Raw genomic sequence first — 21,028 nt, 5'->3', positions numbered from 1 at the left:
ACCCGATGCGCTACAGCAACACCCAGGAGATCTGGAACGAGCTGCGCCATCTGTGTCCGGACTTTTACGGCGCCACCTACGAGAAGATGGGCGAACTGGGTTACATCATGTGGCCGTGCCGCGACGAGTCCGATGCCGATCAGGGGACCTCTTATCTGTTTAAAGAGAAGTTTGATACCCCGAACGGCCTGGCGCAGTTCTATACCTGCGACTGGGTTGCGCCGATTGACAAGCTGACCGACGAGTACCCGATGGTGCTCTCCACGGTGCGTGAAGTCGGCCACTATTCGTGTCGTTCGATGACCGGCAACTGTGCGGCGCTGGCGGCGCTGGCGGATGAACCTGGCTATGCGCAAATCAACACCGCCGACGCCGCGCGTCTGGGTATCGAGGATGAGGCGCTGGTGTGGGTTAACTCACGTAAGGGCCGCATCATAACCCGCGCGCAGGTTAGCGAGCGGCCGAATAAGGGGGCGGTCTATATGACGTACCAGTGGTGGATTGGCGCCTGCAACGAGCTGGTAACCGAGAACCTGAGCCCGATAACTAAAACGCCGGAGTACAAGTACTGCGCGGTTAACATTGAGAGGATTGCCGACCAGCGCGCCGCCGAACAGTACGTGATTGATGAGTACAGTAAGCTAAAAGCCCGCCTGCGCGAAAGCGCGATGGGCTAAGTCAGACCGCTTTCCCGGAGGGGCGCGCTGCGCTTTTCCGGGCGACGGACCGGTCCCCCGCTGGCGCAACGCTCAGCGGCGGGACACATTTATCGCCCCGGTTTCATCACTCCTGCTTAGCGCCTGTCATTTTCTTCTCTTACGCCTCCCTTTATACTGTTAGCTGTATCCCTAATAGATAATAAAAAATGAAATACCTCTATTTATTGCTGGCGCTGGTCTCCCTCGCCGCAGGCGCCATGGAACCAGGCAGTCAGTACAAACAGCAGGCTGAATCGGGCGACCCGCGCGCACAGTACTATCTCGCCGATACCTACGTCAGCTCCGGCGATTACCCGCAGGCCGAATACTGGGCGCAGAAGTCGGCGGAAAACGGCGATGGCGACGCGCTGGCGCTGTTGGCGCAGTTGAAGATCCGCAACCCGCAGAACGCCGATTACAAGCAGGCCAGGCAGCTGGCGGAAAAGTCGGTACAGGCGGGAAGTAAGGCCGGGGAGATCGTCCTTGCCCGGGTGCTGGTCAATCATCAGGCCGGCAAGCCGGACTATTCGCACGCCATCACCCTGCTGCAGGACGCGGCCCTGGATCCGGAAAGCGACTCCGCCGTTGACGCGCAGATGCTGCTCGGGCTGATTTACGCCAGCGGCGTGCAGATTGCGGAAGATGAAGCCGCGGCCACGCTCTATTTTAAACGCAGCTCCTCGCTGTCCCGCACCGGCTACGCCGAGTACTGGGCGGGGATGATGTTCCAGCAGGGGGAGAAAGGCTTTATCGAGCCCAATCAGCAGAAGGCCCTGCACTGGCTGAACGTCAGCTGCCAGGAGGGGTTTGATACCGGATGCGAGGAGTTTGAGCGGATAACCAGGGGGTAAACTCTTCGCGCCCGGATGGCTTTTTACGGTGGTTTGGGCGAAGGGCGGATCGCTGATATGCGCTATGCCAGGCTACGGCGGAATGTTCCGTTCACCATTGGTCTCGCATACTTCTGTTTCCTGCGGCATACGTGAACGGCCCAGGGCCGGTTTCGCCCGGCCCTGGGGACCCGGCATCCCGGCAAGAAAAATCGTCGCTGCGCGATACCTTCATCTCCGCCGTCTGGCTTTTCGGGGACGGCAAGAGGTAACTTCCCTGTAAGGCTTGCCTCCGCCAGCATCCATGCAGGCGGCCCCGGCCAGCCGCCTGCGCCTCAGCGATTTTTAGCCGGCCCAACCCCCCTGCTGCATATCCCGATGCCTCATGCCTGCATGGTCATTGCTGAAAAAGCCTTCAGCAATGATTTGGCTGCTGGTATCTACGGGCTGACAGCGAGGGGGGTTAAGGCGCATCAAGAAAACTGGCGGGAACGCAGGCGCGCATCCAGGACTGGCCGCCAGGACAAAAACGCCGGGAGCGTTTTTGAACGACGTTAACGTCGGCCCCGAAGGGGTGAGTCCCATGGATGGACGAATAAGGCGGTCAGAGAGGCAGGTCGAGACAGGGACGTCGAGTCCTGCCCGGTCCGCCAGATGAAGCCGGAGTGGAGCGTACCGCGCAGCGGCAGTTTTCAGCGCCATGCCGGGGGCCACGGGGGCGGGCGAAACGCCCCCCGTGCCGTTCACCCGCAGCGGGTATCAGAAAAGCGCTGGATTCATCGTGAACGGAACATTACACGGAATATGAACGGCGCATTTTGCAGAACAAGTTGAAAACGGCCTTCGCCCAAACCACCGTTATCTGAAATCCCCTGCCCCACGATAAAAAAACCGGCGCAGGGCGCCGGTTTTGCTATTTCATTACGCGTTTATTGCGCGGTCTTATCAAATTTGCCCAGCACTTCACGCTCGTACGCCAGCGCTTTCTTACGGTCAAATTTGTGCTCCCACTTGGCGATAACCAGCACCGCCAGGGCATTCCCCACCACGTTCAGCGCGGTACGCGCCATATCGAGGATACGGTCAACGCCGGCAATAAAGGCCAGACCTTCCAGCGGGATCCCGACGCTGCCCAGCGTCGCCAGCAGCACCACAAAGGAGACGCCCGGCACGCCGGCAATCCCTTTCGAGGTCACCATCAGCGTCAGCACCAGGGTAATCTCCTGCCACAGCGACAGGTCAATCCCGTACAGCTGGGCGATAAAGATCGCCGCAATACTCTGGTATAACGTCGAACCGTCGAGGTTAAAGGAGTAGCCGGTCGGCACCACGAAGCTGGTAATTGAGGCCGGCGCGCCGTAGGCCTCCATCTTCTCAATAATACGCGGCAGCACGCTCTCGGAGCTGGCGGTAGAGTACGCGAGGATCAGCTCGTCTTTGAGGATACGAATCAGGGTCCAGATGCTCAGGCCGCAGACCCGTGCGACCAGCCCCAGCACCACCAGCGCAAAGAACAGAATCGCGAAATAGACCAAAATCACCAGCTTGGCCAGCGGCCACAGGGAGGCGAAGCCGAAGGTAGCGACGGTCACGGAGATCAGCGCGAACACCCCGACCGGCGCGTAGCGCATCACCATGTGCGTCACTTTGAACATGGTCTCGGAAATGGAGCGGAAAACGGTCACCAGCGGCTCACGATGCGTGGCCGGCAGCGAGGAGAGGCCCAGACCGAACAGCACCGAGAAGAAGATAATCGGCAGCATATCGCCCTTTGCCATCGAGGCGACGATATTGGTCGGCACCAGCGACAAAATCGTCCCCATCAGCCCGTGCGCGTGGCTTTGCACTTCCGCCGTCGTACTTTGGTATTTCGAAATATCGACCGCCGCCAGCTGCGACATATCAATGCCGGTGCCCGGCTGGAAAACGTTGGCCAGGGTGATCCCCAGCACAATCGCCACCGTGGTGATCACTTCAAAATAGATAATCGTTTTGGCACCAATACGCCCCAGCTGCTTAGCGTCGCCGACGCCCGCAATCCCGACGATCAGCGTCGAAATCACAATCGGCACCACGATCATTTTAATCAGGTGGATAAAGATGTCGCCCGCAGGCGTCAGGAGGTTCGAGATTAACCAATCACGGCTTTCGGCATGGTAATGCAGATAACTGCCCAGGAGTATGCCCAGCACCAGGGCCAGCAAAATTTGCCAGGCCAGGCTGACTTTTGTTTTTTTCATCACTACAGACTTCCTCAATGAAAGGCACCATTACCGGAGGTAATGATACCCACTGAAAGGGGTATGAATTGTGTTGCGTTGCTCTATGGGGTTTTTTAACGCGCGGTATGAGTATCATTTGCACGGCATGCTACGCAAGCCTTTAAGAACAGGCCTTTACTCTGAGTTTATGCATGAATCCGCTCATTCCCCCCACTTATGTTGCATAAGTATTTGTTATAAAAAAATTTTAATAACTTCCGTTTCTATAAATTCATTACCGGAATTATTGCACTTAAAAGTTTCATTTGATTGATTTTCATTCAGTTGAATTAATGCGTGATCTGTCCCCCAAATAGCAAACAAAGCGCGCAAAGCCCCTACTATTAACGTTTATTTGACATATATTTAACAACCTACAGGAGAAAAAAAGCCATGAGCCAAATACATAAACACTCTATTCCCGCAAATATTGCGGACAGCTGCCTGATTAACCCGGAACAGTACAAGGCGCAGTATCAACAATCCGTGACCGACCCCGACGCGTACTGGGGCGAGCAGGGAAAAATTCTCGACTGGATGCGGCCCTATACGCGCGTGAAGAACACCTCGTTTGCCCCGGGCAACGTCTCTATCAAATGGTATGAGGACGGAACGCTAAACCTGGCGGCCAACTGTCTCGATCGCCACCTCGCGGAGCGCGGCGAGCAGACGGCCATCATCTGGGAAGGCGACGACGCCAGCCAGAGCAAGAAAATTACCTATCGCGAGCTGCATCGCGACGTGTGCCGCTTTGCCAACGCCCTGCTCGGCCTCGGGATTAAAAAAGGCGACGTCGTGGCTATCTATATGCCAATGGTGCCCGAAGCGGCGGTCGCTATGCTGGCCTGCGCGCGCATTGGCGCCATCCACTCGGTTATTTTCGGCGGCTTCTCGCCGGAAGCGGTTGCCGGACGCATCATCGACTCCAGCTCGCGGCTGGTGATCACCGCCGATGAGGGCCTGCGTGCCGGTCGCGCCATTCCGCTGAAGAAAAACGTCGATGACGCGCTGAAAAATCCTAACGTTACCACTATTGAAAACGTGGTCGTCCTCAAGCGCACCGGGGGCAAAACGGAATGGCACGAGGGTCGCGACCTGTGGTGGAGCGATCTGCTGGAAAACGCCAGCGACCAGCACCAGCCGGAAGAGATGAACGCCGAAGACCCGCTGTTTATCCTCTATACCTCAGGCTCAACCGGCAAGCCGAAAGGCGTCCTGCACACCACCGGGGGCTACCTGGTGTATGCGGCAACGACCTTCAAATACGTATTCGACTATCATCCTGGCGATATCTACTGGTGCACCGCCGACGTGGGCTGGGTAACCGGCCACAGCTACCTGCTGTACGGCCCGCTGGCCTGCGGCGCGACGACGCTGATGTTCGAAGGGGTACCAAACTGGCCGACTCCGGCGCGCATGTGCCAGGTGGTGGATAAACACCAGGTCAACATCCTGTATACCGCGCCGACGGCGATTCGCGCGCTGATGGCCGAGGGTGATAAGGCTATCGAAGGCACCGACCGCTCTTCCCTGCGCATTCTGGGATCCGTCGGCGAGCCAATCAACCCGGAAGCCTGGGAGTGGTACTGGAAGAAAATCGGCAACGAGAAATGCCCGGTGATGGACACCTGGTGGCAGACCGAAACCGGCGGCTTTATGATCACTCCGCTGCCGGGCGCCATTGAGCTGAAGGCCGGCTCCGCCACCCGTCCGTTCTTCGGCGTTCAGCCGGTAATCGTCGATAACGAAGGCACGCCGCTGGAAGGGGCCACCGAGGGCAACCTGGCCATCGCCGACTCCTGGCCTGGTCAGGCGCGTACCCTGTTCGGCGACCACGAGCGCTTCGAGCAAACCTACTTCTCCACCTTTAAAAACATGTACTTCAGCGGCGACGGCGCGCGTCGTGACGAGGATGGCTATTACTGGATAACCGGCCGCGTGGACGACGTGCTGAACGTTTCCGGCCACCGTCTGGGCACCGCAGAAATTGAATCGGCGCTGGTTTCACACCCGAAAATCGCCGAAGCGGCGGTGGTCGGCATCCCGCATAACATCAAAGGTCAGGCCATTTACGCCTACGTGACGCTGAATCACGGTGAAGAGCCGACGCCGGAGCTGTACGCGGAAGTGCGCAACTGGGTGCGTAAAGAGATAGGCCCGCTGGCCACCCCGGACGTGCTGCACTGGACCGATTCGTTACCGAAAACCCGCTCCGGTAAAATCATGCGCCGCATCCTGCGCAAGATTGCCGCCGGTGACACCAGCAACCTCGGCGATACCTCAACGCTCGCCGATCCTGGCGTGGTGGAAAAACTGCTCGAAGAGAAGCAGTCCATCGCAATGCCGTCGTAAATACGTACTGAATCCCTACACCCTCTCCTCAATCGGGGAGAGGAGATAAACATAAAACCTTCCTAAGGATTCCAGGCAGCAGGAAAGCGGTAAGCAGGCAGATTCCCGACGGTTTACCGTCGGGCGGACGCGTGCTGCCGACGTCTCGCGCGTGGATGACGAAAGGAATACCTCTGGAGACGCTGTGATGAATGATCAAATTTGTCAGCGGATAGAAAATAGTGCGAATTTCAGGGAGTTAGTTGCAACCCGGCAAAGGTTTGCCGCCATCTTGTCACTGATCATGCTGGTTATCTATGTCGGCTTCATTTTGCTTATCGCCTTTGCCCCCGGCTGGCTGGGTACGCCGCTGCACGCGGGAACCAGCGTCACCCGCGGCATCCCCATCGGCATCGGCGTCATCGTTATCTCCTTCCTGCTCACCGGCGTTTACGTCTGGCGGGCCAACGGCGAATTCGATCGTCTGACGAAAAGCATTCTCAAAGAGGTGCAGGCATCATGAAGAAAGTTCTGACGGCGCTTGCCGCCACGCTCCCGGCTGCCGCAAACGCGGCCGATACGATCGCCGGCGCGGTCCAGCGCCAGCCGACAAACTGGCAGGCGATTATCATGTTCCTGATCTTCGTCGCCCTGACGCTCTATATCACGTACTGGGCGTCAAAACGGGTACGCTCGCGCAGCGATTACTATACCGCCGGGGGGAACATCACCGGCTTCCAGAACGGGCTGGCGATTGCCGGCGACTTTATGTCCGCCGCCTCCTTCCTCGGGATTTCCGCGCTGGTTTATACCTCCGGCTACGATGGGCTGATTTACTCCCTCGGCTTCCTGGTCGGCTGGCCGATTATTCTGTTCCTGATTGCCGAACGCCTGCGCAACCTCGGACGCTATACCTTTGCCGACGTCGCCTCCTATCGCCTGAAGCAGGGGCCAATCCGTACCCTCTCCGCCTGCGGTTCGCTGGTGGTGGTGGCGCTGTACCTGATTGCGCAGATGGTCGGCGCGGGCAAGCTTATCCAGCTGCTGTTCGGCCTTAACTACCACGTTGCGGTGGTGCTGGTCGGCGTGCTGATGGTGCTGTACGTGCTGTTTGGCGGCATGCTGGCGACCACCTGGGTACAGATCATTAAGGCGGTTCTGCTGCTGTGCGGCGCCAGCTTTATGGCCTTTATGGTCATGAAGCACGTCGGCTTCAGCTTCAATAACCTGTTCAGCGAAGCGATGGCGGTCCATCCAAAAGGGGTGGCGATCATGAGCCCTGGTGGACTGGTGAAAGACCCGATATCGGCGCTGTCGCTTGGGCTGGGGCTGATGTTCGGTACCGCCGGCCTGCCGCATATTCTGATGCGCTTCTTCACCGTGAGCGATGCGCGCGAAGCGCGTAAAAGCGTATTCTACGCCACCGGTTTTATGGGCTATTTCTACATCCTGACCTTTATTATCGGCTTCGGCGCAATTATGCTGGTTGGCGCAAATCCGGCGTTTAAAGACGCTGCGGGCGCGCTTATCGGCGGCAACAACATGGCGGCGGTGCACCTCGCTGACGCGGTGGGCGGTAATCTGTTCCTCGGCTTTATTTCGGCCGTGGCCTTCGCCACCATTCTTGCGGTGGTTGCAGGCCTCACCCTGGCCGGGGCCTCGGCGGTCTCCCACGACCTTTACGCCAACGTCTTCCGTAAGGGCGCCAGCGAGCGCGACGAGCTGCGGGTATCGAAAATCACCGTGATGATCCTCGGCGTGGTCGCCATTCTGCTGGGGATCCTGTTCGAAAATCAGAACATTGCCTTTATGGTCGGACTGGCGTTCTCGATTGCCGCCAGCTGTAACTTCCCTATCATTCTGCTGTCGATGTACTGGTCGAAGTTGACCACCCGCGGGGCGATGATTGGCGGCTGGCTGGGGCTGCTGACCGCCGTAATCCTGATGATCCTCGGCCCGACGATTTGGGTACAGATCCTCGGCCATGCGAAGGCGGTCTTCCCGTACGAGTATCCGGCGCTGTTCTCGATTGCCGTTGCCTTTATCGGTATCTGGTTCTTCTCCGCCACCGATAACTCGGCGGACGGGCAGCGCGAACGCGAGCTGTTCCGCGCCCAGTTTATCCGTTCACAGACCGGTATCGGTATCGAACGCGGCCAGGCGCATTAAGCCGCTTAACCCCGGCCGTTCGGCCGGGGTTCATCAGAACATCAGCAGGCGCACCAGCGGCGCCGCCAGCACCATCACCACCCCAGATAGCATCATCACCAGGCTGGCGACAACGCCCTCCTGCGGCCCGAGCTCGTAGGAGCGAGCGGTCCCGGCACCGTGCGAGGCGGCGCCAAAGCCCGCCCCTTTCGCCATCCCTTCACGAATCGACAGGCGCAAAAACAGCACATCGCCGATCGCCATACCAAAGACCCCGGTGACCACCACGAACAGCGCGACCAGATCCGGCTGACCGCCGAGAGGCCGGGCCGCGGCCAGCGCAAAAGGCGTGGTGACCGAACGCACCGCCAGGCTGCGCTGAATCTCATCGGAAAGGGTGAACAGGCGCGCCAGCCAGACCGAGCTGCAGACCGCCACGATTGAGGCCGTCACCACCCCGGCGCTCAGCGACATCCAGTGGCGCTTAATAATCGCCAGGTTGTCATACACCGGCACGGCGAAAGCGATGGTCGCCGGCCCCAGCAGCCACAGCAGCCAGTGGGCTTCGCCCATATAGCTTTGATATGAAATATGGCCAAAGACCAGAATCAGCACCAGCAGGATTGGGGTAAAAACCAGCGGCATCAGCGGCAGCTTGTGAAAGCGGCGATAGAGGCGTTTATTGGCAAAATAGAGCACCAGCGTTACGATCAGGCACAGAATGCTCAGATGGAGATCACTCATGCTTCATCCTGCTTATTTCATAGCGATAAACTTTATCCACCACCCACGCCGTGGCGCCCAGCACCAGCGTCGTGCTCAGCGCGATCACCAGCAGAATACGCCAGCCGTCCACCATCAGCAGCTGGGTGTAGTTGACCACCGCCACCACCGCCGGCACGAAGAACAGCAGCATTTCTGCCAGCAGCCAGCGGGCGCCGGCGCGCACCCACTTCAGCGGGATAATCCGACAGACGATAAGCGCCAGCAGCATCAGCATGCCGACCAGATTTGCCGGGAGCGGCAGGTGCAGCCAGTTAACCAGATATTGAGCGCAGACAAAGAGTCCGGCATAAACCAGTACCTGAACCGGTACCTGAAGGCGTTGCATAACGAAGGGGGTAACGCGAGCTGGCACGGAGGCCATGAGCGATATTCCTGAAAAAGAAGCCAGGCGAGCAGTATAGTGAGCCGCCAGGTTGGACAGAAATGAATTAAAATCATCACAGGTATAGTCTCAGGGAATAATTATGGATATCCGCACGCTGCGTTATTTTGTCGAAGTCGTCCGCCAGCAGAGCTTCACCCGCGCGGCGGAGAAACTGTTCGTCACGCAGCCCACCATCAGCAAGATGCTAAAAAACCTCGAAGATGAGCTCAACTGTACGCTGCTTATTCGCGACGGCCGCCGGCTGCTGCTAACCGATACCGGCCGGGTGGTTTTCGAGCGTGGGCAGGCGATTTTGGGCGAATTCCGCCAGCTTGAATCCGAGCTTAGCGATATTAACCACCTGCATAAGGGCATTCTGCGGCTGGGGATCCCGCCGATGGTCGGGATGCTGATGGCCGAGCCGATCGGCCTGTTTCGTCAGCGCTATCCGGGCGTGGAGCTGAAAATTGCCGAGTTCGGCGGTCTGACCGTGCAGCAGGCGGTCAGCGACGGCGAGCTGGATCTGGCCATGACGGCGCTGCCGGTCGATGAGGAGAGTGGCCTGGCGACGCTGCCGCTGTTCAACCATTCGCTGTGCGTGCTGGCGCCGAGAACGGCGCAGTGGAAGGCGATGAGCTCGCTGTCGCCGCAGGCGCTCGCCGCCCATCCACTGGTTATCTATAACGAAGATTTCGCCCTCAGCCAGCAGCTGATGCAGCTGTTTACCGACCATGACGTCAAGCCCCGCATCGCGGTGCGCAGCGGACAGTGGGACTTCCTCGCCGCGATGGTTCAGGCGGGAATTGGCGTGGCTATCCTGCCTCAGCCGATTTGTGAGCGCCTCGACGCCCGGCATTTTTGCACGATCCCGCTGCAGAGCGAGCTGCGTTGGGAATTGGGGATGATTTGGCGGGAGGGCGTGTATATGTCGCACAGCGCGCGGGCATGGCTGGAGTGTAGTAGGGGTTAGTTTGGATATCGAAAATTATTGTACGTTAAGGTGGTTTTTTGTACCTCTGAGCTGTGGTAGAGCTTGACCACTTTGACAGGCAGCTTTGAGCGAGGAGCGGAAATTAATACATATTTACATACGATGAAAAATGGCTACGAAAACCGTGGCTATTCCGTTGTTAAGAGGTGAGCATATCACCTCTGTTCAGGTGGCCAAATTCAGTAAACCACTTCAACTCCAGCTGGTGCTGAATGCGGTTCTGGCGGTGAGGGTAGGATATTATTTCAGGAGACGTTGTCGAGGATCAGAAGCCCTCATCCTGCCGGTTGATGTAGCTTCTGTATCCTTATCGAATGGAGTTAACTCACAGTTGAAAAACGCCACCCGGAAGGATGGCGCTGTCTGTAAAAATCAGGCTTTCTTAAATCCTAATTTTCCGTTTTTAGCTCGCCATTCTTTAACCTCTTTTACGATACCTTCCGGACTGTCATCCTGACCATCTTTCGGATAATAAATAAGGTCTGATCCGTCAGGGTGCTCAGATAACGCTTCGAATTTCAAAACAGCATTAGTATGCTCATCTTCCGTTTTATAGTCGGAAACCAAACAAATTTTCCTAACGAAATCCAAGAATTCAGCCTCGGTATAATCAGAAATCGTTTTCTTTTCCATCTCATTTATCCTTCTTATGAAGTTCAATATGGCGTTTTGGAGTGGTTACACGAATCCCATCAATATCGTAAACAGCACCACCTTCACTGATCGGTTTAACATGATGAAGCTCATAACGAGTTCTTCCCCCTACCTGAGCGTTAGTTTTCTGTTCAGCCATCGTAAGGTCCTTTTTTGCTGGTTCAGTGTATTTGTGGTTTCATTTATACTGCATAAATATACAGTATAAAAATAACCTTACTCTGTTCCTGAAGGCCGTCAACAGATGAGACTCATTCGTATTTACCCGCTAACGGGAATGCCGCTTTGTGGCAGGGGTCAGTTTGGAGTGAGCTCCCGGGTTGCGGCGTAAACGCCTTACCCGGGCTACAGTCTGAGGGACGGTAGCCCGGACAAGGCGCGTCAGGCGCCGCCTCCGGGGAACAGGTACGGAGTTACTGATCTTCGATTAACAGCGCTTCCAGCAGGTCAAGATCGTGCAACATCTTCTGCAGCGTCTCGTTGCTGATCTGCCGGGTGGCACGCAGGTGGTATAGCTCCCCGCGTTCTGAGCGCAGCGCCGCCAGGCGGAAGCGGCGCTCAAGCTGCTCTTCGAGGATGGAGGTTTCCACGTCGTTGCGCCCGTCAACCCGCCGCCGCAGGTTACCGATCACCCGCGAGCTGACCTCCGTCAGCAGCTGGTTATCGATATTCTCTTTGGTATCTGCCGCCAGCCGCTCCTCCATTTTTTGAATCGCCACGATCGCCACGTCCGCGGTTGCGGCGCGCGCCAGGCGCTCCTCTTTACGCTGCTGGACATGGTCGGTCGACTCAATGTGGCGCAGCAGGATCGGTAGCGCAATCACGCCGACAAACAGTGAGAACAGGATGACCCCGGCGGCAAGGAACACCAGCTCATAGCGCGCAGGGAAAACGTCGCCGCTCGGCAGCAGCAGCGGTATCGACAGCACGCCGGCGAGGGTAATCGCCCCGCGCACCCCGGCCACCGAGGAGATCAGCAGCTCGCGGGTTGTCCAGGAGCCAAACTCCATCGGCTTCTTCTTCAGGAAGCGCTGGCTGAGCTTGCGCATCGTCCACAGCCAGCCAAAACGGACCAGCATCAGGGCTGCGTAAATCAGGATAATATCGGTAAACAGCATCCAGGTTTCGACGTTGGGATCCGCCTCCGCCGCCACCAGCGAGCTCGACAGGATATCCGGCAGCTGCAGGCCTAACAGCAGGAACACCATGCCGTTAAACACGAACTCCAGCATCGCCCAGGTGCTGTTGGCGCGCAGGCGCATCGCCAGCGGCGCGGTGCGCATCACCCCGGAACGGGTGATGGTCATCCCCGCCGCGACCGCGGCCAGAATCCCGGAAAAACCAATATGTTCAGCGATCAGGTAGGAAGCAAACGGCAGCAGGAACAGCAGCACAATCTGCGTTGCCGGCTCATCGCCGCCCCAGCGACTGAGGAAGCGCATCGAGCGCCCGTAGAGCCAGCTGACGACAAAACCGGCGAGGATGCCGCCTATCGCGACCTTGAAGAACTCGACGGTCGCTCCACCAACGGTAAAGACCATCGTACCCATCGCCACCGCGACGGCAAACTTCAGCGAGACCAGGCCGGAGGCGTCGTTCATCAACGCTTCGCCCTGCAGTATCCCCATAATTTTTTTCGGGATCCTCCCTTCGCCGACAATCCCGGAGAGCGCCACCGCATCGGTTGGCGACAGCACCGCCGCCAGCGCAAAGGCCGGGATCAGCGGAATGCCCGGGACTATCCAGTAGATGAGGTAGCCGATGCCCACCACCGTCACCAGCACCAGCGCCAGCGCGAGGCCAAAAATCTCTCGTCCGTGCTCAATGAACTCGCGGGTCGGCGTCTTCCAGCCGTCGGCAAAAAGCAGCGGCGGAATAAAGAGGACCAGGAAGAGCTCGGGGTCGAATTCGACGTGCAGCCCGAAGGTAGGCCAGGCCAGCAGCGCGCCGATGGCGATTTGGATTAAAGGTAGTGGAACCTGAAAGGGCAGTACGCGTGTAATCACCCCGGAGAGAGAGACCACGAGGGTCATGATGAGTATGGTAAAGAATATTTCCATGTGTTCCCTGTTTGCTGCGTTTTCTTTTTTTACATCTGAGGCGTCATGTCTCTAAATAATACGCTACCCAGATTAACGCAAAAGGAAACAGGATGTGGCTTAAAAATTAAACGGGCGGCCTGAGCCGCCCGCTGTCAGCATAAATCGCTTAAATTGCCCAGCCGCCGGCGTAGAAGATAACCAGCACTGCGGCAATGATCACGGTGCCGAGGTTCAGCTTGCGCCACTCCCCGGAGACCAGGCGTCCGATAACCAGCGACGCGAAGCCGATCATGATGCCGGTAACGATGTTGCAGGTCAGCACGATAAAGACCGCGGTAATCAGCCCCGTCATCGCATCGACAAAATCGTTGAAATCAATCTTCGCCACGTTGCTCAGCATCAGCAGGCCGACATACATCAGCGCCGGAGCGGTGGCGTAGGCGGGAACCAGATAGGAGAGCGGAGAGAGGAACAGGATCAGCAGGAACAGCACGCCAACCGTCACCGCGGTCAGGCCCGTTTTACCGCCGGCAGCGGTACCCGCAGCCGATTCGATATACACCGCCGCCGGCGCCGCGCCGACCAGGCCGGAGAAGACGCTGCTCAGGGAGTCGGTGGTCAGCGCTTTACCGCCGTTGATGATCTGCCCGTCTTTGTCCAGCAGGTTCGCCTGCCCCGCGACCGCGCGGATGGTGCCGGTGGCATCAAATACCGCCGTCATCACCAGCGCCAGCACGCTCGGCAGAACTACCGGGTTCAGCGCGCCGATAATATCCAGGCTGCCGATCAGCGAATTGCCTTGATCGTCGCTCAGCGACGGCATGGCAAAAATACCGGAGAAGTGAACGTTAGGGTCGAAAATCAGGCCCACGATCGACACGCCGATAATGGTCAGCAGGATACCACCCGGCACCTTCAGCTTTTCGAGGCCGATAATCACCGCCAGCCCCACCAGCGACATAATCACCGGGAAGCTGTCGAAATTACCCAGCGCCACCGGCAGACCGTCCAGCGGGTTCTTAATGACCAGGCCCACACCGTTGGCGGCGATCAGCAGCAGGAACAGGCCGATACCAATACCGGTGCCGTGCGCAACGCCCTGCGGCAGGTTGCGTAAGATCCAGCTACGAATGCCGGTGGCGGAGATAATGGTAAACAGCACGCCCATCAGGAACACGGCGCCCAGCGCAACCGGGATGCTGATCTGCTGCCCCAGCACCAGGCTGAAGGCGGTAAAGGCGGTCAGCGAGATAGCACAACCGATTGCCAGCGGCAGGTTGGCCCACAGCCCCATCACCAGAGAGCCCACGCCCGCCACCAGGCAGGTGGAGACAAACACCGCTGCCGGTGGGAACCCGGCTTTACCCAGCATGCCAGGTACCACGATTACCGAGTACACCATGGCCAGAAAAGTGGTTAAACCTGCAAGAATTTCCTGACGCACGGAGCTGCCGCGAGCCGAAATTTTAAACCAGGCGTCTAATGAACCGCCGGTACGCGCTGAAGGCGTAGACATAGAAAACTTCCCCTGAGAATTTTTATCATTCGTCGGTATGCGTGGTGGACCATCCACTGCCAGTTCAACGCGATCTCCTTGTGCTATATATCGCAGCGCCAGGGGGGCTGCAAAAAAAGCAAACGTTTAACTCCGCGCATACAATACGGTGGTCAAAATTACTTTACTCCCCCCCTGTTAGCAGGATAAATAGCGAGCAAAATAATAAGGCAAACGATTATCCAGCCTTTAGATGGCCCTTTTCAACTGAAGTTTGTCGTATTTCGCTAAATTTCGCTTATGACGTTCAGGAAATAACCAGCCGATGCGCAAACGTTATCGTCTATGCGCAATCTGCTAACATTTTTGTATTGCGCTGATAGCAATTCGCGCCGGCCATCGTAAAAGATGATGCCTCAGGCACCCGGTAGCGTGAAGGGGCCGCCGCGCTCAATGGCGCGCTGCCAGGCCGGACGCTGTTCGATACGCTGCGTCCAGCGGGCGATGTGCGCAAGCCCGTCGATTCCGCCGCGCGACTGCAGCGCCAGCAGCGGAAAGCTCATCTGGATATCGGCCATGCTCAGGTTTTCGCCCGCGAACCACGGCCATCGGGAGAGGTGGTCTTCGATAAAGCCGGCGTGGGTGGCAATCTGCCGGTCCAGCCAGGCTTTTTGCATCCCCTTCCCCAGCGCGCCGCCCAGGGTGCGCATGCCGAACGGCACCGGGGCCTTGCCGAGGCTGGAAAAAACCAGCTTCATCAGCATCAGGGGCATCAGCGAGCCTTCGGCATAGTGCAGCCAAAAGCGGTACTGCAGCCTGTCCGCCATCGCCTGCGGCCGCAGCTGCTGCGTGCTATCGTAGGTTTCCTGCAGATATTCGAGGATCGCCCCGGACTCCGCCAGCACGTAGCCGTTGTCCTCCACAACCGGGGATTTGCCCAGCGGGTGAATGTTTTTTAACTCCGGCGGTGCCAGCATATTTTTCTGCCGCGGATAGCAGACAATCTGATAGGGCAGCTGCAGCTCTTCCAGCGCCCAGAGTACGCGCTGCGATCGCGATTGATTGAGGTGATGTACCGTCAGCATGAGTCTCTCCCGTCGTTTGTTCAAATTAACTATAGGAACTGGCGGTGAATGACGGGAAAAATTCGCCAAAATAAGCGGGTAGATTTAAGGGGATGTGCCACAATTAAGGTGTCGGCGCAATCCGGAACCTCCATCAGCTTGTTGCGCAATACTGAGGTGAGCCGACGTCGGGGGAAACCCTCCTGTGTACCAGCGGGATAGAGCGAAAGACAAAGACCGGAAAACAACTAAAGCGCCCTGTTGTGGCGCTTTAGTTTTTTAATCATCCTCCAGCAGCCGCGCGCCGGTCCCCTCTTCACCCAGCTTGTCTCCCGGGTTACGCAGCGGGCAGTCCCGTCGCGACAGACAGCCGCAGCCGATACAGCCATCCAGCTGATCGCGCAGCGCGGTCAGCGTATGAATGCGCCGGTCCAGCTCTTCCCGCCACACCGACGATAGCTGCTTCCACTCTTTGGCGCTTAGGTTGTGGCCTTCGGGCAGCACGCCAAAGGCGTCGCCGATAGTCGCCAGCGGAATGCCAATACGCTGCGCAATCTTGATAATCGCCACCGCGCGCAGCACGTCGCGACGGTAGCGCCGCTGATTACCCGGATTGCGCTGGCTGTGAATCAGCCCTTTGCTTTCATAGAAATGGAGCGCCGAGACGGCAACGCCGGTACGTTTTGCCACTTCGCCAGGGGTCAACAGCATTTTAATACGGGGTGATTTCTTTTCCATAAAAGCGCTTTACCTCAAGTTAACTTGAGGAATTATACTCACCCGCAGACAAAACGACGAATCGAGAATTGAGAGAGAGGCCGCTTTATGTCCCATCAGGATATTATCCAAACGCTTATTGAATGGATTGATGAACATATCGATCAACCACTTAACATTGATGTAGTCGCCAAAAAATCGGGGTACTCGAAATGGTATCTCCAGCGGATGTTCCGCGCCGTTACGCACCAGACGCTGGGGGATTACATTCGCCAACGTCGGCTGTTACTGGCCGCTGAAGCCCTCAGAACCACCCAGCGCCCGATTTTCGATATCGCGATGGATCTGGGCTACGTCTCGCAGCAGACGTTTTCACGGGTGTTCCGCCGGGAGTATGACCGCACGCCCAGCGACTATCGCCATCAGATTTCCGCCTGACGGTTTTGCGCACGGGCGTTAAGCAGCGCTGGTGCCTTAACCAGCCACTGCTTAAACTCCTGCACCGGCATCGCCTTCGCAAAATGCCAGCCCTGGCAGTAGCGGACGCCGCGCTTGTGTAGCCACTTCACCTGGTCCAGCGTTTCGACGCCCTCGGCCACGGTTTTCAGGTGCAGGCTGCGCGCCATCTCAATAATATGCTCGGCGATCGTGTGGCTGGTGCCGTGGGTCGTCAGCGTATCGATAAAGGATTTATCGATCTTGAGAATGTCGACGTTGAGCGAAGAGAGGTTATGCAGGTTGGAGTAGCCGGTGCCGAAATCATCGATGGCGACTTCATATCCCGCCTCGCGAAAGGCCTGAATCACCGGCGTCGTTTTCTGCACGTCAATAAACCCGCGCTCGGTCACTTCGATTTTAATCTGGTTGATGCATACCGCGTAGCTTTGCGCCTTTTCACTAATTTGGCTAATCAGCCGCGCGGAGTGGAAGTCCGTGGCCGAAAGGTTTATCGCGACGTACAGCTGCGGATGGCTGGCGAGGAATTCACCCAGATCGGCAAACACCTCATTCACGACGTAGTCCGTCACCTGCGCAATCAGCCCTTCGTTCTCCGCCAGCGGAATGAACTCCGCCGGGCTCATCACCGGGCCATCGCATCCTGGCCAGCGCAGCAGCGCTTCGGCCCCGACGCAGCGGTTATTTTTAATATCGACAATCGGCTGATAGTGCAGGCACAGCTGGCGACGGCTCAGCGCGCGCTGCAGCCTGCTGCGCGGGGAGTGATACTGCCGCCGGATTCGTAGCCACAGAATTAACATCAGCCCACTACCAATCAGGCCCAGCGGCAGAGTGAGCACGATCTGCTCATATAAATTTTGATAATAGCCCACGCGCGAGGTGGACACGATCACCGCGATAGGGCGGTTCGCCGAATGGGCAACGGTGTATACCCGGCGGTCCTGCTGGAAAAAGGTGTCTTCGCTGTGGATCAGTGGACGTAACGCCGCGGCGTCGGTATTTTTGCTGACAGAGAAAAACTGATTCGTTTTGGTATCGAACAGACCGTAGGCTAAATCTCTATCGCTGGATATTAACGCGCTATAGGAAAGTGGATTAATAACCGCAACATAGTGGCCGCGCTGCATATAGGTCATGGCAAAACCGGGATAGAACGGCGTATCGCGATAGTAATAGATGGCGATATCCGGCTTTTTTATATAATTAGCCGTCTCAACATGCCAGGCCGTATCGGGATGAACGGCGGTTGAGCAAACGAAATCAGTGCCTTTCGCATAGATTAAATCATTGACGTAAAGCAGGCTGCGAACAATATCCAGCATATATCGCTGATGCTGCGGCGAACATATTATCCCCTGATATTGCATGGCCTTTTTACGCGCCTCCTCGACCTCATGAATAACCATTTCGGTTTTCTGCAGCGCCAGTTGAGAAAATGAGCGGAGCTGGTCGTCGGTTTCCACCTTTGCCCGGTGTTGGGCAAGCCAGGATGCCAGCACCATTGGCAGCAGGATAACCAGGGCAATACCGAGTACTTTCAACGCCTTATGCGGCGCGTTACGACTCATTTCCGCTTTATATCCATGCGATACGCCTTAGTCACGGTAACAGTCCACAATGGCAGATGCCTACTCTTATACAACACTCAGTCATTTAGCAATCGACTATTTGGCGTAAAAACCCCACAGCTGATAATGATGAATAATACTAACTTATAGAACAATCGAGAAACATTCTCGACATAATGAGGGCGGCACCGCTCTCTGATTCGGTTTATCCGTATGATTACCGCGAACAGGTAATAAAACCCGCAGATATAAGCCTGGCAAAAACACAATCCATCGTATTAATGCATTAGCTTCAGCATCATGGCGGGCATGGCTATGGCGCACCGCGCCATTAACCACAGTATTTAAATGGTTTATAAACACATAAAAAACGCAATTTTTGGCTGGTGAATAAAAGAACAAGTGTGATATAGTTCACACATCATAATGAAACGGAAACATTGTTTCATTATACGTTTGTTTGCCCGTCGATAGCCAGAGCGCCACGTCATCGTTAGTCTCGCCAGGTTGTCAAAGGCCCCCGACTTTCTTTGAGGATCAGGTTAATGGCTTCCATTACTACCAGTGTCATACTCCTACGCTGGCCGCTGGTGAGCGCAGTGCTGATGTTTTTAGCCAGCTCGATGAATATTCAGCTACGTAAAAGCGACTATGCCGGCCTGGCGGTCATCTGCAGCTGCCTGGGGCTGGTCGCCGCCTGCTGGTTTGCCACCGGCCTGCTCGGTATCACGCTGATCGACGTTGCCAAAATCTGGGGCAACATTAAAGACGTCATGGTTGAAGTGATGAGCCAGACGCCGCCAGAGTGGCCAATGATGATGACCTGATAATAGAAACGCTTCCCACCGGGAAGCGTTTTTACTGGCGGGTAGCCTGAGCGCTATTTGCCCATTTTCGCCAGCATTTCCGGGCGCATAAATTTATGAATAACCAGCATAAACAGCAGCGACGGCAGTAATAAAATCAGCGCGGTAATAGACGACACCTGATAGTTTCCCGACATGCTGGCGTTGTATAGCAGCAGCGGCAGCGTGGTGATATCCGGCGCGCCGACAAAAAAGGTGCCGGTGAACTCGTCCAGCGACTCCAGAAAGACAAAAATACTAGCAGCAATAATCCCCGGCGATGCCTGGGGCAAAACGATATGCCAAAACGTATACACCGCCCCAGCCCCCAGATTGCGCGACGCTCTTGCCAGCAGCGGATCGACCGCCGAAAACGCCGCCACGCAGATCCATACCGAATACATCAGCCCGTGCACGCTGTGCACCAGCACCACGCCGGCCACGGTGCCGTTGAGCCCCCACTGATAGAAAAGCCGGGCAATATTCATATATACCGTCAGGTTGGGGAACGCCTGCGGAATAAGAAACAGCAGCATAAAACCCACCCGCAGCGGCATCCCTCGCCGCGATAACGCATAGCCGGCGGGGATCGAAATCAGCAGGCACACCAGCACCGACAGCACGGCAATCAGCACGCTGGTCAGCAGAGAGCCCGAAACATCGCTATAGGGACTGAACACCTGATACCAGTATTTCAGCCCCCACTGGCTGGGCAGGCTGTGGGGAAAGAACCAGCTTTCGGCCACCGTCCAGATAAGCAGATTCAGCAGCGGGCCAAACATCGCCAGCAGCATCAGAACCAGCAGCAGCGTCTGGAGCGGCAGGCTGGCGTTCAGCTTTCTCCGCCCTTTCGCCAGCAGCGTCGCGGGTGACGTCATCGTAACCTCCTTCATTATTCTCCCCCTTTTTGCCGCAGGCTGTGGCGCAGATAAAACCACGACAGCGCGCCGCAGATAAGCAGCGACACGACGCCGAGGGCGTTAGCCACGGCGTAATCCCCGTAGGAGTTCACGCGAAACGCCATATCAACGGTGATCATCGTCGGCGTACCGACGCCTATCATCAGCGGCACCGACAGCACCGACATCATGGTGACGGTCGAGAGCACCAGCGCCACGCCGATAGCAGGCAGCACCTGCGGCAGAATAATATCGAACAGGATCCGCGGGCGAGAGGCGCCCAGGTTGCGCGCCGCCAGAATTTGCGACGGCTCAAGCGCCGCCATTGCGCCGCAGATAAGCAGCGTGGCGAACGCCAGCTGCTTCCAGACGAAGGTGATAATAATGCCCTTCCAGCCCAGCCAGGAGAGAGTCTCCATTGGCGTGAGCAGATCGCTGGCAACCAGCGCATTGTTCATTAAGCCGTTTTTGGCCAGAAAGGTGCGCATCATCTGCGCCGCAACGATAAAGGGAATAAACAGCGGCAGCCGATATAAAAATGCCAGCATCTGCACGATCGGCCGGCAGGACGACAGGGTAATCACCGCGGAAAGGGTGATCGAAATAAGCGCCAGCAGTGCCACGGAGCTCAGCACGACGATCAGCGTAAACAGAATATCGGTGGAGTAGAGCGCATAGACTTTGCGAAAGTGGGCCAGGGTCAGCCGCTGCGCATCGTCGGTAAAGGCGGCCATCAGCGAGAAGCCCAGCGGATATAAAAACAACACGGCGATGGTCAGCGTGGCGGGAGCAACCAGCAGCAGATATTTCAGCGAAATACGCATAGCAAACCTGATATCAGCAAGGAGAAACGCCCGGGTCGACGCGCAGCCGTCC

At 57.0% G+C, this 21,028-nt stretch carries 20 protein-coding genes; 8 read left to right on the top strand and 12 right to left on the bottom strand.

Features of this window, described 5'->3' with window-relative positions; genetic code table 11:
• The coding region (locus GVK32_RS19380) for a molybdopterin oxidoreductase family protein (RefSeq protein ID WP_304623252.1) at positions 1 to 677 on the top strand (677 nt) is incomplete at its 5' end.
• Positions 678 to 865: 188 nt separating this feature from the next.
• The gene (locus GVK32_RS19375; RefSeq protein WP_159871889.1) at positions 866 to 1,549 is read left to right on the top strand and encodes a tetratricopeptide repeat protein; all 684 of its coding nucleotides are present in this window, start codon (positions 866 to 868) and stop codon (positions 1,547 to 1,549) included.
• A 908-nt stretch (positions 1,550 to 2,457) separates the two neighbouring features.
• Here the strand turns inward: GVK32_RS19375 and gltP are convergent.
• Positions 2,458 to 3,768, bottom strand: coding sequence for a glutamate/aspartate:proton symporter GltP (gltP, locus tag GVK32_RS19370; protein WP_041143641.1), 1,311 nt, complete (start codon positions 3,766 to 3,768; stop codon positions 2,458 to 2,460).
• A 414-nt stretch (positions 3,769 to 4,182) separates the two neighbouring features.
• Between gltP and acs the strand changes: the two genes are divergently transcribed.
• From acs to actP, 3 genes are all read left to right on the top strand, one after another.
• Complete coding sequence (gene acs, locus GVK32_RS19365) at positions 4,183 to 6,141, top strand: acetate--CoA ligase (protein WP_159871886.1); 1,959 nt, start codon at positions 4,183 to 4,185, stop codon at positions 6,139 to 6,141.
• A gap of 187 nt (positions 6,142 to 6,328) precedes the next feature.
• On the top strand, positions 6,329 to 6,643 hold the full coding sequence (locus GVK32_RS19360; RefSeq protein WP_041143639.1) for a DUF485 domain-containing protein: 315 nt from the start codon (positions 6,329 to 6,331) through the stop codon (positions 6,641 to 6,643).
• On the top strand, positions 6,640 to 8,289 hold the full coding sequence (gene actP, locus GVK32_RS19355) for a cation/acetate symporter ActP (RefSeq protein WP_159871883.1): 1,650 nt from the start codon (positions 6,640 to 6,642) through the stop codon (positions 8,287 to 8,289). The genes GVK32_RS19360 and actP overlap by 4 nt, the downstream gene beginning before the upstream one ends.
• Before the next feature lie 33 nt (positions 8,290 to 8,322).
• Here actP and GVK32_RS19350 read toward each other — a convergent pair whose 3' ends face one another.
• Complete coding sequence (locus GVK32_RS19350) at positions 8,323 to 9,012, bottom strand: LrgB family protein (protein WP_041143637.1); 690 nt, start codon at positions 9,010 to 9,012, stop codon at positions 8,323 to 8,325.
• Complete coding sequence (locus GVK32_RS19345) at positions 9,005 to 9,415, bottom strand: CidA/LrgA family protein (protein WP_159871880.1); 411 nt, start codon at positions 9,413 to 9,415, stop codon at positions 9,005 to 9,007. Before GVK32_RS19345 ends, GVK32_RS19350 begins: the two co-directional genes overlap by 8 nt.
• Positions 9,416 to 9,518: 103 nt before the next feature.
• Here GVK32_RS19345 and GVK32_RS19340 point away from each other — a divergent pair, with 103 nt between their 5' ends.
• A complete protein-coding gene (locus GVK32_RS19340; RefSeq protein WP_159871877.1) occupies positions 9,519 to 10,388 on the top strand; it encodes a LysR family transcriptional regulator in 870 nt (289 codons plus the stop codon).
• Positions 10,389 to 10,781: 393 nt separating this feature from the next.
• Here the strand turns inward: GVK32_RS19340 and GVK32_RS19335 are convergent, their stop codons facing one another.
• The 6 genes from GVK32_RS19335 to soxR all read right to left on the bottom strand — a co-directional run bounded on the left by GVK32_RS19335 (position 10,782) and on the right by soxR (position 16,402).
• Positions 10,782 to 11,042 (bottom strand): bacteriocin immunity protein, encoded by a 261-nt coding sequence (locus GVK32_RS19335; RefSeq protein ID WP_159871874.1) that lies wholly within the window; start codon positions 11,040 to 11,042, stop codon positions 10,782 to 10,784.
• 1 nt (position 11,043) lies between these two features.
• On the bottom strand, positions 11,044 to 11,202 hold the full coding sequence (locus GVK32_RS19330; RefSeq protein ID WP_304623250.1) for an HNH endonuclease signature motif containing protein: 159 nt from the start codon (positions 11,200 to 11,202) through the stop codon (positions 11,044 to 11,046).
• 274 nt (positions 11,203 to 11,476) lie between these two features.
• The gene (locus GVK32_RS19325) at positions 11,477 to 13,123 is read right to left on the bottom strand and encodes a Na+/H+ antiporter (RefSeq protein ID WP_159871871.1); all 1,647 of its coding nucleotides are present in this window, start codon (positions 13,121 to 13,123) and stop codon (positions 11,477 to 11,479) included.
• A gap of 148 nt (positions 13,124 to 13,271) precedes the next feature.
• Positions 13,272 to 14,621, bottom strand: a complete 1,350-nt coding sequence (locus tag GVK32_RS19320) for an NCS2 family permease (protein WP_159871868.1) — start codon at positions 14,619 to 14,621, stop codon at positions 13,272 to 13,274.
• A 395-nt stretch (positions 14,622 to 15,016) separates the two neighbouring features.
• Complete coding sequence (locus GVK32_RS19315) at positions 15,017 to 15,685, bottom strand: glutathione S-transferase family protein (RefSeq protein WP_045853430.1); 669 nt, start codon at positions 15,683 to 15,685, stop codon at positions 15,017 to 15,019.
• Positions 15,686 to 15,943: 258 nt separating this feature from the next.
• Positions 15,944 to 16,402, bottom strand: coding sequence for a redox-sensitive transcriptional activator SoxR (soxR, locus tag GVK32_RS19310; RefSeq protein ID WP_041143631.1), 459 nt, complete (start codon positions 16,400 to 16,402; stop codon positions 15,944 to 15,946).
• Positions 16,403 to 16,489: 87 nt separating this feature from the next.
• Here soxR and soxS point away from each other — a divergent pair, with 87 nt between their 5' ends.
• Complete coding sequence (soxS, locus tag GVK32_RS19305) at positions 16,490 to 16,819, top strand: superoxide response transcriptional regulator SoxS (RefSeq protein WP_041143630.1); 330 nt, start codon at positions 16,490 to 16,492, stop codon at positions 16,817 to 16,819.
• On the opposite strand, the gene GVK32_RS19300 is transcribed toward soxS, so the two are convergent.
• Positions 16,804 to 18,408, bottom strand: coding sequence for an EAL domain-containing protein (locus tag GVK32_RS19300; protein WP_159871865.1), 1,605 nt, complete (start codon positions 18,406 to 18,408; stop codon positions 16,804 to 16,806). The two genes, soxS and GVK32_RS19300, sit on opposite strands and share 16 nt — an antisense overlap.
• Positions 18,409 to 18,953: 545 nt before the next feature.
• Between GVK32_RS19300 and GVK32_RS19295 the strand changes: the two genes are divergently transcribed.
• Positions 18,954 to 19,235 carry a YjcB family protein gene (locus GVK32_RS19295; RefSeq protein WP_041143628.1) on the top strand — a complete coding sequence of 94 codons (282 nt, stop codon included), beginning with the start codon at positions 18,954 to 18,956 and terminating at the stop codon, positions 19,233 to 19,235.
• A gap of 53 nt (positions 19,236 to 19,288) precedes the next feature.
• On the opposite strand, the gene GVK32_RS19290 is transcribed toward GVK32_RS19295, so the two are convergent.
• Both GVK32_RS19290 and GVK32_RS19285 read right to left on the bottom strand, forming a co-directional pair.
• Entirely contained in the window at positions 19,289 to 20,131 is an 843-nt protein-coding gene (locus GVK32_RS19290) for an ABC transporter permease (RefSeq protein ID WP_159871862.1), read from the bottom strand.
• 14 nt (positions 20,132 to 20,145) lie between these two features.
• Positions 20,146 to 20,976: an ABC transporter permease gene (locus GVK32_RS19285; protein ID WP_159871859.1), complete on the bottom strand. Its 831-nt coding sequence runs from the start codon at positions 20,974 to 20,976 to the stop codon at positions 20,146 to 20,148.
• Between the last annotated feature and the right edge of the window lie 52 nt (positions 20,977 to 21,028).

Source organism: Klebsiella sp. 18074 (assembly GCF_902705905.1).
GTDB classification, from domain to species: domain Bacteria; phylum Pseudomonadota; class Gammaproteobacteria; order Enterobacterales; family Enterobacteriaceae; genus Klebsiella; species Klebsiella terrigena.
The sequence above is the reverse complement of the archived record's forward strand: the minus strand, read 5'-3'. Positions and strand labels throughout refer to the sequence as shown.